The organism is Variovorax endophyticus, from assembly GCF_025376855.1.
Lineage (GTDB): Bacteria > Pseudomonadota > Gammaproteobacteria > Burkholderiales > Burkholderiaceae_C > Variovorax.
Map to the genome: position 1 here is coordinate 173,088 of NZ_JAHUTH010000014.1, position 11,754 is coordinate 184,841.

Sequence of the window (11,754 nt, forward strand, 5' to 3'; positions counted from 1 at the left end):
ACGGTTGGTCCAGATTCGATGGCTGATCACGGCAGGCCGCTGCCATTATGCGGGCGACGCGCGTCAGGCGGCTGCGCCGAACAGCGCTCCGGCCGCGGCGGTAACGCCCATGGCCAGCGCACCCCACAGCGTGACGCGCCAGGCGCCGTTTCTCACGCTCGCGCCCCCAGTCCGAGCGGCTACCGCGCCGAGCAGCGCCAGGAAGGCAATGGAAAGGCAGGCAACACTGGGCGCCAAATAGGGGCCGCTCGCAGCCACTGCGGTTGCAAGGGGCAGCGCCGCGCCTACGGCGAAGCTTGACGCCGAGGCCATCGCGGCCTGTACCGGACGCGTGGACGTGGTTTCCGAAATGCCCAGCTCATCACGAGCGTGGGCACCGAGCGCGTCATGCGCCATCAACTGACGCGCGACTTCGCGCGCCAGGGTGAGCTCCAGGCCGCGGCTCACGTAGATCGCGCTAAGCTCCCGTTCCTCTGACGCGGGGTCTTCTATGAGTTCTGCGCGCTCGCGCGACAGGTCCGCGCGCTCCGTGTCGGCTTGCGAATGGACCGATACGTATTCGCCTGCCGCCATTGACATCGCGCCCGCCACCAGTCCGGCCAGACCGCTGAGCAGCACGCTGCCGTGGTCCGCATTGGCCGCTGCCACGCCCACGATCAGGCTGGCTGTGGAAACGATGCCATCGTTCGCGCCGAGGACTGCCGGGCGCAGCCAGCCAATGCGCGTCGTACGGTGGCGTTCGACGTGGTGTTTCCAGGGCTTCTTCATCGGGCATCTTTCGCGCCGAGCATCGCCAGCAGCGATGGCAAGGCGGATCGGTCGAGGTCGAACAAGTTGTCGTCAAAGGCCTTGTAGAAACCACATTCGACTGCCGTAGTCTCTACCGCAACGGCCAGCATGACGGCGACGATGCAGGCATTGACCACGTCGAACGATCGCTCGTCACGTGGCTCCCCACGGAATGGTGGCCGCGTGGGAGGGATGCTCCCCGGATCGTCGTCGGACCTTGGCATAGGCTGTCTCCATGGTGAATCTGCAGGGCGGCAGTCGATCGCTGCACAGATTCGCATGATTCCCATGACAGATTTGTTTTTGCTTAAGAGCGACCATTTTTCATTGGCAGTGTTTGGTAGGGCATGGTTCTTGGAATCCGGATCCCCTGCACGGCCAGGGTGGTGGACAGCACCACCAGCGCAAAGGGGTCCTTGCAGACTCGCCAACTTCAAGTGGCCCAAGCCCTCGCGCAGTGAAATGAAAATCGTCAAGGTTTCGGTCGAAAGTTGCTTCACATCCAGGTTGTTCATAAAGCGCTCAGGCATGCGAATCGCCGCGTTCCTAGATTCAGGAATCGCGCATCGAACTGCATGTTGTTGTCGTCGGTCGATCAAATGGATAGCGCGACCGTGGCGCACCCGGCAGGAGAGTACGCAACCTGTGGCTCAAGAAGTAGGCTTGGCGGCGCGAGCCCGAGGCGACCGCCCTTAGGCGCAACATGCCCGCCAATCGCTCGGACGTCGAGCAGATGTTGGCTCAGCAGGGCAGCTCGCCAAGCACTCCGGTGCACAAGAAGAGCGCGGCACCGGCCCGGTCATCCGCCGTTCCCATCGGCGGCCGGACGGTGCTGGGGGTGGTGGAGCACGAGGGCCGCCGGGGATCCTTGCGCATCAAGCCTCACGCTGGGGATAAAGCGCAGGTGCAGTTCGCTGATGGGTCATACGAAGTGCTACTACTTGGAGAGTTGCGACTGGTGTGCTGGGCCGTGCAGGAGCAGTGACTGTGAAGCTGCGTGGCAAGCGTTTGATCCGAGGCAACGAAAAGGCGAGACGGGTAAAGCGGTGCGTTCTACACGCTGAGGATTTCTGAGCACACTTGCCGGCTGCCTCTATGGTCAAGCGGTGGGGGTGCAGAAAGTGCGCAGGCGAGTCTTCACGGGAACCTGCAGCGTTAACTCATTCACTGCGCTCGATGCGAGAGGGCAGCGGTACCGCTTCGGGAGACTCTGACAGGCCACGTTCGAGTTCCTGCCATGAAACGCAGGAGCCAGTCTTTGGTACGAAGCCGACCTGCAATCCGAAGATGCTCGCGATCTTCCCCAGCGTGTCGATGGTCGGATTGGTTTTGTCGCTCTCGATGAGCCGAAGACTTTGTACGCTGAGCCCCCTATGCTTGGCGAATTCTGGTTGAGTCAGGCGGCTGATCCGCCGCATGGCAGCCACGGCCTGTCCCACAGACATTCTCCCCGCCGCCATGGCGTCGTAGATCTCTTGACGCAGCTTGCGCTCGTGTGAGAGGTCCGGCGCTTTGCGTCGCTTATCCACGAGGCTTGCTCCGTGCGGTTCTGGGCAGAAGATCGCGCAAGGCGTCCAACTGCAATGCCTGCGCATCGATACTGCCGCGGCATGCCTCGATGACCGCCTGCTCCACGCCGCATTCCCTGGCCGTATCAGCCAGCGCCGCGACAGTAGGCGCGAAGGCATGGAGCGCATGTGCGATGCGCTCTCTCTCCTGGTCGCTTACTTGAAGCGTTTCTATGACTTCGCTCCAGTTGCGCTGAAGTTTTCCAGCAGCGTCGCGCCAGTGACAGCCTCGCGCCACGACCTCCGGATCCAGGAACATGGGGGCGAAGTCGAAGAGGGGTGTCAGCCGAACGGTGCCGTCGACCAGGCGCTGCACGGCTGTGTTGCGTGCATGGTTGTCGGTGTTGCGCATGGCCAGATTCAGCACATCGCGTCGAATGAATTCCACAGTTTCCGTGAACGGGTCTGACACGACCGAGCGCAAGCCTGAGAGCAGGAAGTGCTGGCTCTTGGGCAATCCGAAACCCCTCAAGTCGCAGATGCTTGCGAGGCTTTCCTGGTGCAGTCGTTTCACTTGACCGTCGACGACGACCCGATCGAAACGGCGTACGAACAGGACCTCGCCTTGAAGTTGCGGCGTGCTCGACATTCGCAACCCACACGCAGCAGCGAGACGAAGGTAACCGGCCTCATTGCGAAGGACGGTGCGGTCTGCCTCGCTTCTTCCTCGGGGCAACTTAAGCAACCAGTGTGTGGTGGCGCGTTCGTCGGGCAGTGCCATGTCTGCGAACCAGCGCCCGGCTTCGTCGGTCGTCAGCAGGAACTTCGGGGCAACACCCTGCACGCCGGTGGTGCCTGCGGCAAGCATGGCATGCAGGGACAGATGCTCGAGAAATTCCTCGCTGTGGTTCAGAACCTCTTCCATGGAAAAGCCACGTTGTGCGCCAGGATCAGCGCCGCGTGCGGCCTCCTCGCGGAAGAATTCCATTGCGCTTTCGAATCGCAGACAACCGATCGGATTGAAAGCACCGTTCATGACGAGCGGCAGCAACATGTTTTCGGCGTCTGCCAGACCCAGCCTGTCCAGCAGATACCTGCGGCCTCTGCCTTGTGGCACCAAGTCATAGACAAAGGCCGGCGGGCGGCGATCCGGCTCGCGGCCTGTGGGGCCCTCCACGAATCGGTCGGCTTCGATGCCCACAGGCAGACCCAACGCGACCGGCTGCGGATTCTCCTCGCTGAAAACGTACTCAGGCAGGTACTCGAAACGGCAGCGATCTGCTCCCAACGCCTGGATCGTGGCGGCGGCTTGCCATCGGCCGTTCGCATGCACTTCGATGGTCGTACCGCGGGCAGCAGATGAAAAGGAGAATTCTTGCATATTAACCATCATGATGGTTAAAGTATCGACTTTGTCAAATCGATTTGACCACTATAGTGGCGAAAATATTCGTCTATGTCGCCAAGCGAGAGCTGCGAAGATTTTGGGTGAGCGGCAGCGTTTAAATCCTTTTCGCAGGGAGGGCCTGACGCAGCTCCGCCGCTTGGGGCTTTTTGGAAGCCCCTCTGGGCTGTTTGCCATCCATGTGCACCCTTTTTCTCCGATTCTTCGTCTGCAGGGCACGGTCGACACGTCGGGGAAACATCGGCGCATTGAAGGTGCGACACCCATGTGCAGGTCGGCGACCACGCGTCGCTGGCGCGGCTCTCACTGGCTAAGCTTGGTGGCCCTGACCAACCGCGGGAATACAGCCTCTGTTGCCGTGAGCAAGCATGTCCGTTGACGGTTGTCGCGCCGGGGTGGACGATCGATGGCATCGAGTCCGAGAACAAGGAGCTTATGAGAACGACCGTCACGATCGACGACACGTTGTATGAGGAGGCGCTCAAAGTAGCGGATCCGAGTATGAACAAGGCGGATCTATTCAGGGAAGCGATCAAAACTTTTGTGAGAGTGCAGTCCGCAAAACGGCTTGCGGCGCTTGGGGGACGGATGCCCGAGATCTCCGATGTTCCTCGTCGGGACACGGCACCTGTTCATGACGCTGGTGCAAATTGATACCTCGGTTTGGGTTGATCATTTTCGCGCGCGGAACTCCACCTTGGAGCAGCTGCTCGGGCTTGACCAAGTATTGATTCATCCGATGGTGATAGGGGAGCTTGCATGCGGTACACCGCCAGCGCGTACCCAGACGCTCGGATATCTGCATCACCTGCAACATGTGCAGCAAGCCAGCCTGCGCGAAGTGCTCCTCTTCATCGAAAAAGAGCGTCTCTTTGGATTGGGGTGTGGCCTCGTGGACCTGACCCTTGTGGCATCGACGCTGATGACGCCTGGCGCCGAACTGTGGTCTCTAGACAAGCGCCTGAACGATATGACGCAAAGGTTTGCGGTCGGGTACCGACCCGCTGTCCATTGAACGTTGGATTTCCAACATCCCGTGGGGTGCGGATGCGATCGCTGATGAACAGGTGTCGGATTCGACAGATCGTTGAGCGATGCCCGTTGGGCGGCCCTGCACGATAGGCAGTGTGCTCGTTGCCCCCTTGGTTCCGTCGTTGACTCGCCATGGTCTTGAGGATGCATTTCTAAGCAGTGCGAAGCAGCGGCCTGGCTTCGCACCGCAACGGCTCGCGGTGCTCGGGCGCCGCGATCGACACCATGGCCTCCACGCGCTCGCGGATCGTCAGCCCTCGCAGCCGGGCCATGCTGTGCTCGGTGGCGATCACGTCGACATCGCCGCGGGCCGTCGTCACCGGTCCATGGAGCCGGCTGGCGATCTTCGAGCGGCCGTCCTTCCCGGTGGAGGCAGCACGATGATCGAGACCCCACCGTCAGATTGCAATGCGGCGCGCACGAAATCGACCTAGCCCGCGACCGCGCCGATGTGGTCGCCCTCGATGCGGCGTGGCAAGCCTGAAAAGAGATGCCCCCTTGCCTGCGATCGGGTCGTCGTGGAGGCTCTAAGCGGAGGGAACAGTGTGCTTTTTCGACGCGCCCTTGGCGACGGCATCGACATATACATTTCCACCGCTGGAGATGTGCATCGACATGGCGCGGTCGGCGCCGTCTTCGTCCCCATTCAGGATCGCCTGCACGATCGCTCGGTGTTCGACCATCGAGTTGCGCACCCGGTTGGGCCGGTCGAACAGCGAGCGCTGTGGATGCCGCATGCGCAGGCGCATGAGTCGCAACTGGCGCGCGAGCACCTCGTTGAGGCTGCCGTCGTACACGGTCTCGTGGAACCAGCGGTTGGCGCGCTCGTAGGCAACAGGATCGTCCTGGGCCGCGGCCTCCTCGCAGGCCCGCATCGAGGCCTCGAGGTCCTTGCGCAGCGCCGCGGGCATGCGGCGCGCCGACAGGCGGGCGGCCAGGCCTTCCAGCTCGGTGAGCATCTCGAGCATCGCGACGTACTCCGTGAGCGAGAGCGTCGCGACCACGGCACCGTGCCGCGGGACGATGTCGACCAGGCCAGCGGTCGCCAGTTGCTGCAGCGCTTCGCGCGCGGGCGTGCGCGAGACGTTGAAGCGCTCCATCAGTTCCTGTTCGTCGAGGCGGCAGCCGGCGTAGAGCTTGCCGGAAACGATCTCGTCCTCGAGGGCTTCGCGAATCTTGTCGCTGAGGTTGACGCGGGAAGTGGTGGCCATGTTGTGTCGCCCGGATGATAGTACGCGGGCCTGGTGCGTCGGTCTCGCTTCAGTGGCCGGCCGTGCTGGCGTGTTCGCGTTGCTGGAGCACCTCGCCGAAGGCCTGCAGCCGCGCGGCCGCGAAGGCCGGCCGTTGCCGCACGGCCTCCCACCAGGCATGCACGCGCGGGCTGGCTGACGCATCGAGCGCCTCGGGCGCGATCTCGGCGATGCGGGCGATGAAGGGCACGGCGGCGATGTCGGCCAGCGAGTAGTGCTCGCCGATCAGCCAGGCCGAAGGTGCGGGCGACGCCGAGCCGGCGAGCATGGCCTCCATCTTGTCGACGAGCAGCAACAGCTTGCGCCGGGCCTCGGCCTTCTCCTCGTCGGAATAGGGCTGGCGCGCGATTCGGACCCAGGCTTCGCGCCGCTCGGCCGTGGGGATGCGGGCGATCTTCTGCTGCAGTTCCTCATCGCTCCACTGCCGGGCCATCGGCTGCAGCATCAGGCTCCAGTTGAGGATCAGCAAGTTCGGCAGCGCTTTCTCGTCGGTCCAGCGCACGAAGTTGCGCAGCTGGGCGAGCGCGTAGGGATCGGCGGGGCGCAGGGGCGGCGTGGGCTGGATGTCGTCGAGGAACTCGCAGATGGTCGAACTCTCGTGAAGAAAGCGTCCCGGTGCGATCTCCAGCGCGGGTACCACGCCGTTCGGATTCATCGCGAGGAACGCGGGCGCGTGCTGCTCCTGCTTGCCGAGATCGACGGCAACGCTTTCATAGTCGATCCGCTTCTCGGCCAGGCACAGGCGCACGCGGCGCGAGGCGCTGGACAGCCAGGCATGAAAGAGTCGCATGGCGGTCGTCCTCTCTTTCAGGGAATGAGCACGGTCGCGCCGGTGGTGGCGCGGCCCTCGAGTTCGCGGTGGGCGCGCCGCACGTCGGCCAGCGCATAGCGATGACCGATCTCCAGCCGCACCTGCCCTTCGGTCAAGGCGCCGAAAAAGGCCCGCGCAGCATCGCGCAGTTCCTGGGGGTCGGCGATGAAGCTGCGCAGCGTCGGACGGCACACGCTCAGCGACTTCGAATGGAGCAACTGCAGGTCGAAGGCCTCGACGTCGCCCGAGGCGGTGCCGTAGCTGATCACGATGCCGCGCGGACGCGTGCATTTCAGCGAGGACAGGAAGACGTCCTTGCCGACCGCGTCGTAGACCACGTCGACGCCCCCGCCACCGGTGAGCGCCAGGGTGCGTGCCGCGAAGTCTTCGCGGCGGTAGTCGATCGCATGGTGGCAGCCGTGCGAAAGCGCGACGCGCGCCTTCTCGGGCGAGCCCACGGTGCCGATCACGGTCGCGCCGAGCGCGCGCGCCCATTGCGACAGGATCACGCCCATACCGCCGGCGGCCGCATGCACGAGCACGGTCTGGCCGGGTCGCACCACGTGCAGCCGTCGCAGCAGGTACTCGGCGGTGAGACCGCGCAGCAAGGTGGCGCCGGCCAGTTCCTGCGACACGGTGTCTGGCAGCGGCACCACACGGTGCGCAGGGAGGTTGCGCGTCACCTGGTAGGCGCCGGCATGCACGTACGCCACCGCCTGTCCGCGCGCGAAACCCGTCACGCCGGCTCCGATCGCCTCGACCACGCCCGCGCCCTGCGCGCCCAGCGTGATCGGGAACGGGGTCGCTGCGTGCGGGCCGTGCGAACCGCGGCGCTGGTAGATGTCGGCGAAGTTCAGCCCGATAGCGCTCTGGCGGATCTGCAACTCGCCCGCGGCGGGCGGCGGCACCTCGACCGTCGTGTCTGACAGAACCTCGGCATCGCCGTGGCGATGGATGTGGATGGCGACGCTTTGTGTCATGGGCCGCGATTAGACGGCCATGATCGCCGTCAATGGATTCATACAAACACCTAGTGTATTTATTGTTTGATGTTGTGCATACTTTGTTGGCCGACGCCGATCGGTCCCGATTCAAGGAGACATCCATGCAGTTGCGCAGACGAGAGTTCGGCCTCCTGGCCGCCGGTGCCCTGGCCGCCCCCTATGTCGTGCGAGCCCAGCCCATCAACCTGGCCACGCTGCACGAGGCGGCGCGCAAGGAGGGCGAGCTCACCTGGTACACGGTGCCGCAGACCTCCGAGGTGGCCGAGAAGATGGGTCGAACTTTCAGCACCCGCTATCCGGGCGTGAAGGTCAACGTCGTGCGCACCACCGCCCAGGTGGCGTTCCAGCGCCTGAACCAGGACCTGAAGGCCGGCACGCCCAACTGCGACGTGTTCACCTCCACCGATCTCGCGCACTACGTCGACCTCAAGGGCCGCAACCTGCTGCTGAAGTACCTGCCGGCCGCGGTGGCGCGGCAGGACAAGCGGGTGCAGAACATGGACCCGGATGCGTACTTCCACGCTTCCAGCTGTTTCATGATGGGCCTGATCTACAACACGCAGAAGGTGCAGGCCGCAGCCGCGCCCAAGAGCTGGAACGACCTGCTCGATGCGAAGTGGAGCGGTGCCGCGCTGGTGGCGCACCCGGCCTACAGCGGCGCGGCAGGCGCCTGGTGCATCGAGATGCGCAAGCTCTTCGGAGAGGGCTGGTTCGCCAAGCTCGCGGCCGCCAAGGCGCACGTGAGCCGCTCCACCATCGATGCGGTGACCACCGTGATCTCCGGCGAGGCGTCGATCTCGGCCGGCCCGATGAGCCTGGCCGCGCGCTCGGCCTCGCGCGGCAACCCCGTGGCCACGCTTGCGCCGAAAGAGGGCCCGGTGCTGATCCTTTCGCCGTCGGCGATCATGGCCAACACCCGGCGGCCGAACGCCTCGCGGCTGTTCATGGAATGGCTGCTCGGCAGCGAGGACACGGAGCGCATCTCGGTCGAGGAATTCAGCGTGCCGCTGCGCGCCAATGCCAAGCCCGCGCCCGGCGTGCTCGGCCTGAGCGACGCGAGCCCGCTGCTGGCGCCCACGCCGCCGCAGATGGTGGCGCAGATTCCCAAGGTGATCGAGCTCTGGCGGGATGCCTTCGGTGTCTAAGGCCGTCGTTCTCGCGCTGCCGGTGGCGCGCCGCACGCCGCATCGCCTGGGCGACCCGGCGATCTGGTTCTTCGCCGTGCTGATCGCGGTGCTGTTGCTGCTGGTGGCCAACCCGATCCTGCGGCTGGTGTGGGACAGCTTCCATACCGCCGAGGGCCAATGGTCGCTGCAGAGCTACGCCCAGGCACTCGGCCGCAGCCGCAATCTGCAGGCGCTGCTCAATTCGCTCTATCTCGGCGCGGCGGTCACCGCGCTGGCGTTGCTGCTGGGCGTGCCGCTGGCGCTCGCGGTCTCGCGCACCAACATGCCGGGCCGAGGCTTCACGCACCTGAGCGTGCTCGCGGCCTTCGTGATGCCCAACTTCCTCGGCGCCATCGCCTGGATCCTGCTCGCGGGCCCGAACGCGGGTTGGCTCAACCGACTGGTGGTCGAGCTCCTGGGCACCGCCAAGGGGCCGTTCAACATCTTCAGCTTCTGGGGCCTGGCCTTCGTCATCGCGCTGTACACCTACCCGCTGATCTACGTGTTCACGAAGTCGGCGCTCGACCTGGTGTCGACCGAGCTCGAGGATGCGGCATCGATCCATGGCGCCGGCAAGTTCCAGACCATGGCGCGGGTGACGCTGCCGCTGGTGCTGCCCTCGATCGTGGGCGCGGCGATCCTGATCTTCCTCGAGGCGATCGCGCTCTACGGAACGCCGGCGCTGATCGCGATTCCGGCGCGCATCAACCTCGCGACGACGCAGATCGTGTCGTTCTTCCAGTATCCGCTGCAGGTCGAGCGCGCCGCGGCCTTCTCGATGCCGATCCTGCTGTTGACCATCGTGCTGCTGATGCTGCAGCGCAAGCTGCTCGCGCGCCGCGGTTACGTGTCGGTGTCGGGCAAGGGCGGCGAGCGCCGGCCCTTCGACATCGGCTCGTGGAAGTGGCTGCTGCTGGGCTATTCGGTGCTGGTCGCGCTGCTCACGGTGATCCTGCCGCTGGCCATCCTGATCCTGGCGTCGCTGTCCAAGGCCTGGGGCCGCGGGCTGTCGCTGGACAACCTGACGCTGGCGAACTTCCACAGCATCTTCTTCGAGCAGCTGACCGTGCGCGCGGCCATCCTCAACACCGTGCTGTACTCCGGCGCCACCGCGCTGGTGTGCGTGGGCATGGGCATCTGCATCGCCTACGCCACGCAGCGGCGCATCACGCCTTTTCCCACCTTCGTGCAGTTCATGGCGCTGGCACCGGTGGCGGTCCCGGGGTTGATCCTGGCCATCGGCCTGTATGCGGCTTACGCCGGGCCGCCTTTCAGCCTCTACGGCATGGGCGTGCTGATCGTGATCGCCTTCACCACGCGCTTCCTGCCGATCTCGGTGGCGGCGAGTTCGGCCGGCGTGCGCGCACTCAACCCGGAGCTCGAGGAGGCGGTGCGCATCCTCGGCGGCGGACGCCTCACGGTGCTCACGCAGGTGGTGGCGCCGCTGCTCAAGAAGACGCTGGTGGGGGCCTTCATCCTGGTGTTCGTCATCTGCACGAAGGAGCTGTCGACCGCGGTCTTCCTCACCGGTCCCGAATCTCGCGTGGTGTCGGTGCTGACGCTCGACCTCAGCGAACAGGGCAACTACGAGACGCTCGCCGCGATGGGCGTGGTGCTGGTGGTGATCGTGACCATCGTCGTGGGAATCGGCATGAGGCTCGCGGGCCGCGACTTCATGCTGCGCCGCTCCTGAACCCGCATGCACACAAAAGAGAACCGACGCATGTCCAAACTCGAACTCAGGAACCTCAGCAAGCGCTACGGCGCGACGCCGGTGGTCGATGCGGTCTCGCTGCAGCTGCAGCGCGGCGAACTGGTCACGCTGCTGGGCCCCTCGGGCTGCGGCAAGACCACCACGCTGCGCATGATCGCGGGCTTCATCGAGCCGTCGGACGGCACGATCGTGGTCGACGGTGCCGAGATCTCGTCGCCCGCGCGCTCGGTGTCGCCCGAGCACCGCGGCATGTCGATGATCTTCCAGAGCTACGCGATCTGGCCGAACATGACGGTGGCGCAGAACGTGGGCTTCGGCCTGCGGGTGCGCAAGACACCCGATGCGGAGATCGCGCGGCGCGTGGCGGAGATGCTCGACGTGGTCAAGCTCGGCGCCCTCGCGCAACGTTACCCGGCCGAGCTCTCGGGCGGACAGCAGCAGCGCGTGGCGCTGGCGCGCGCGATGATCGTGCGGCCCGAAGTGCTGCTGCTCGACGAGCCGCTGTCCAATCTCGACGCCAATCTGCGCGAAGAGATGGCCACCGAGATCCGCCGGCTGCACGACCAGTTCCACTTCACCACGGTCTACGTGACGCACGACCAGGCCGAGGCGATGGCGATCTCCGACCGCATCGCGGTGTTGCACCAGGGCCGGCTCGAGCAGATCGACACCCCGTGGAACCTCTACAACCGCCCGCGAACGCCCTTCGTCGCGGGCTTCATCGGCAAGACCAACCTGGTCGAGGGCGAGCTCGACGGCGACCGCCTGCGGCTCGACGGGCTGGCGGCGGGCTTCGCGCTGCCCGGGGGCGCGGCCGGCGGCGCCCGCCTGCTGGCCTCGATCCGACCCCAGTCGCTGTACCTCGATGCCGCGCCCGCGGGCGCGGTGGCGCTGGGCGACGTCTCGGTCGTCGGACGCACCTACCTCGGTGAGTACTGGAACTACCTGGTGCGACCCAGCGGAGGCGGGGCCTCGCTCAAGGTGCACGCCGCGCCGTCCACGGTGCTCGAGATCGGCCAGCGCTCGACGATCTATGTCGACCCCGGCGCCGTGGCCGCCATCCAGTGATGCATCC

The 11,754-nt window shown here is 65.2% G+C and carries 13 protein-coding genes and 1 pseudogene; 6 read left to right on the plus strand and 8 right to left on the minus strand.

Features of this window, described 5'->3' with window-relative positions; genetic code table 11:
* Positions 1–63: 63 nt before the first annotated feature.
* Positions 64–768, minus strand: coding sequence for a VIT1/CCC1 transporter family protein (locus KV106_RS19840; RefSeq protein WP_261211879.1), 705 nt, complete (start codon positions 766–768; stop codon positions 64–66).
* The gene (locus tag KV106_RS19845) at positions 765–1,319 is read right to left on the minus strand and encodes a hypothetical protein (RefSeq protein WP_261211880.1); all 555 of its coding nucleotides are present in this window, start codon (positions 1,317–1,319) and stop codon (positions 765–767) included. The genes KV106_RS19840 and KV106_RS19845 overlap by 4 nt, the downstream gene beginning before the upstream one ends.
* Before the next feature lie 173 nt (positions 1,320–1,492).
* On the opposite strand from KV106_RS19845, the gene KV106_RS19850 reads away from it, so the two are divergent.
* Positions 1,493–1,774 (plus strand): hypothetical protein, encoded by a 282-nt coding sequence (locus KV106_RS19850; protein ID WP_261211881.1) that lies wholly within the window; start codon positions 1,493–1,495, stop codon positions 1,772–1,774.
* A 175-nt stretch (positions 1,775–1,949) separates the two neighbouring features.
* On the opposite strand, the gene KV106_RS19855 is transcribed toward KV106_RS19850, so the two are convergent.
* Positions 1,950–2,318 carry a helix-turn-helix domain-containing protein gene (locus KV106_RS19855; RefSeq protein ID WP_057598068.1) on the minus strand — a complete coding sequence of 123 codons (369 nt, stop codon included), beginning with the start codon at positions 2,316–2,318 and terminating at the stop codon, positions 1,950–1,952.
* Positions 2,311–3,678 (minus strand): type II toxin-antitoxin system HipA family toxin, encoded by a 1,368-nt coding sequence (locus KV106_RS19860; RefSeq protein WP_172705310.1) that lies wholly within the window; start codon positions 3,676–3,678, stop codon positions 2,311–2,313. The genes KV106_RS19855 and KV106_RS19860 overlap by 8 nt, the downstream gene beginning before the upstream one ends.
* Positions 3,679–4,137: 459 nt before the next feature.
* On the opposite strand from KV106_RS19860, the gene KV106_RS19865 reads away from it, so the two are divergent.
* Both KV106_RS19865 and KV106_RS19870 read left to right on the plus strand, forming a co-directional pair.
* The gene (locus KV106_RS19865) at positions 4,138–4,356 is read left to right on the plus strand and encodes a type II toxin-antitoxin system VapB family antitoxin (RefSeq protein WP_082321858.1); all 219 of its coding nucleotides are present in this window, start codon (positions 4,138–4,140) and stop codon (positions 4,354–4,356) included.
* Positions 4,337–4,717, plus strand: a complete 381-nt coding sequence (locus tag KV106_RS19870; RefSeq protein WP_057590564.1) for a type II toxin-antitoxin system VapC family toxin — start codon at positions 4,337–4,339, stop codon at positions 4,715–4,717. The genes KV106_RS19865 and KV106_RS19870 overlap by 20 nt, the downstream gene beginning before the upstream one ends.
* Before the next feature lie 169 nt (positions 4,718–4,886).
* Here the strand turns inward: KV106_RS19870 and KV106_RS19875 are convergent.
* The 4 genes and pseudogenes from KV106_RS19875 to KV106_RS19890 all read right to left on the minus strand — a co-directional run.
* Positions 4,887–5,096, minus strand: a pseudogene (locus KV106_RS19875) (acetyl-CoA hydrolase/transferase C-terminal domain-containing protein); the annotation flags it as partial.
* A gap of 165 nt (positions 5,097–5,261) precedes the next feature.
* Positions 5,262–5,945: a GntR family transcriptional regulator gene (locus tag KV106_RS19880; protein ID WP_057590462.1), complete on the minus strand. Its 684-nt coding sequence runs from the start codon at positions 5,943–5,945 to the stop codon at positions 5,262–5,264.
* 49 nt (positions 5,946–5,994) lie between these two features.
* Positions 5,995–6,774 (minus strand): glutathione S-transferase family protein, encoded by a 780-nt coding sequence (locus KV106_RS19885; RefSeq protein WP_261211883.1) that lies wholly within the window; start codon positions 6,772–6,774, stop codon positions 5,995–5,997.
* Positions 6,775–6,791: 17 nt separating this feature from the next.
* Entirely contained in the window at positions 6,792–7,775 is a 984-nt protein-coding gene (locus tag KV106_RS19890) for a quinone oxidoreductase family protein (protein ID WP_261211885.1), read from the minus strand.
* 125 nt (positions 7,776–7,900) lie between these two features.
* Between KV106_RS19890 and KV106_RS19895 the strand changes: the two genes are divergently transcribed.
* The 3 genes from KV106_RS19895 to KV106_RS19905 are packed head-to-tail and all read left to right on the plus strand — an operon-like array spanning position 7,901 to position 11,747.
* Positions 7,901–8,944: an ABC transporter substrate-binding protein gene (locus KV106_RS19895; RefSeq protein WP_208507283.1), complete on the plus strand. Its 1,044-nt coding sequence runs from the start codon at positions 7,901–7,903 to the stop codon at positions 8,942–8,944.
* Entirely contained in the window at positions 8,928–10,658 is a 1,731-nt protein-coding gene (locus KV106_RS19900) for an ABC transporter permease (protein WP_261211891.1), read from the plus strand. The genes KV106_RS19895 and KV106_RS19900 overlap by 17 nt, the downstream gene beginning before the upstream one ends.
* Before the next feature lie 30 nt (positions 10,659–10,688).
* Positions 10,689–11,747, plus strand: coding sequence for an ABC transporter ATP-binding protein (locus tag KV106_RS19905; protein ID WP_057590457.1), 1,059 nt, complete (start codon positions 10,689–10,691; stop codon positions 11,745–11,747).
* Positions 11,748–11,754: the final 7 nt, after the last annotated feature.

Bases quoted from the DNA above. Each gene is read 5' to 3' on its own strand.
- KV106_RS19885 (WP_261211883.1), bottom strand. From the start codon at position 6,774: ATGCGACTCTTTCATGCCTGGCTGTCCAGCGCCTCGCGCCGCGTGCGC.
- KV106_RS19895 (WP_208507283.1), top strand. From the start codon at position 7,901: ATGCAGTTGCGCAGACGAGAGTTCGGCCTCCTGGCCGCCGGTGCCCTG.
- KV106_RS19860 (WP_172705310.1), bottom strand. From the start codon at position 3,678: ATGCAAGAATTCTCCTTTTCATCTGCTGCCCGCGGTACGACCATCGAA.
- KV106_RS19905 (WP_057590457.1), top strand. From the start codon at position 10,689: ATGTCCAAACTCGAACTCAGGAACCTCAGCAAGCGCTACGGCGCGACG.
- KV106_RS19845 (WP_261211880.1), bottom strand. From the start codon at position 1,319: ATGCCTGAGCGCTTTATGAACAACCTGGATGTGAAGCAACTTTCGACC.
- KV106_RS19890 (WP_261211885.1), bottom strand. From the start codon at position 7,775: ATGACACAAAGCGTCGCCATCCACATCCATCGCCACGGCGATGCCGAG.
- KV106_RS19865 (WP_082321858.1), top strand. From the start codon at position 4,138: ATGAGAACGACCGTCACGATCGACGACACGTTGTATGAGGAGGCGCTC.
- KV106_RS19870 (WP_057590564.1), top strand. From the start codon at position 4,337: ATGACGCTGGTGCAAATTGATACCTCGGTTTGGGTTGATCATTTTCGC.
- KV106_RS19840 (WP_261211879.1), bottom strand. From the start codon at position 768: ATGAAGAAGCCCTGGAAACACCACGTCGAACGCCACCGTACGACGCGC.
- KV106_RS19880 (WP_057590462.1), bottom strand. From the start codon at position 5,945: ATGGCCACCACTTCCCGCGTCAACCTCAGCGACAAGATTCGCGAAGCC.
- KV106_RS19850 (WP_261211881.1), top strand. From the start codon at position 1,493: ATGCCCGCCAATCGCTCGGACGTCGAGCAGATGTTGGCTCAGCAGGGC.
- KV106_RS19900 (WP_261211891.1), top strand. From the start codon at position 8,928: ATGCCTTCGGTGTCTAAGGCCGTCGTTCTCGCGCTGCCGGTGGCGCGC.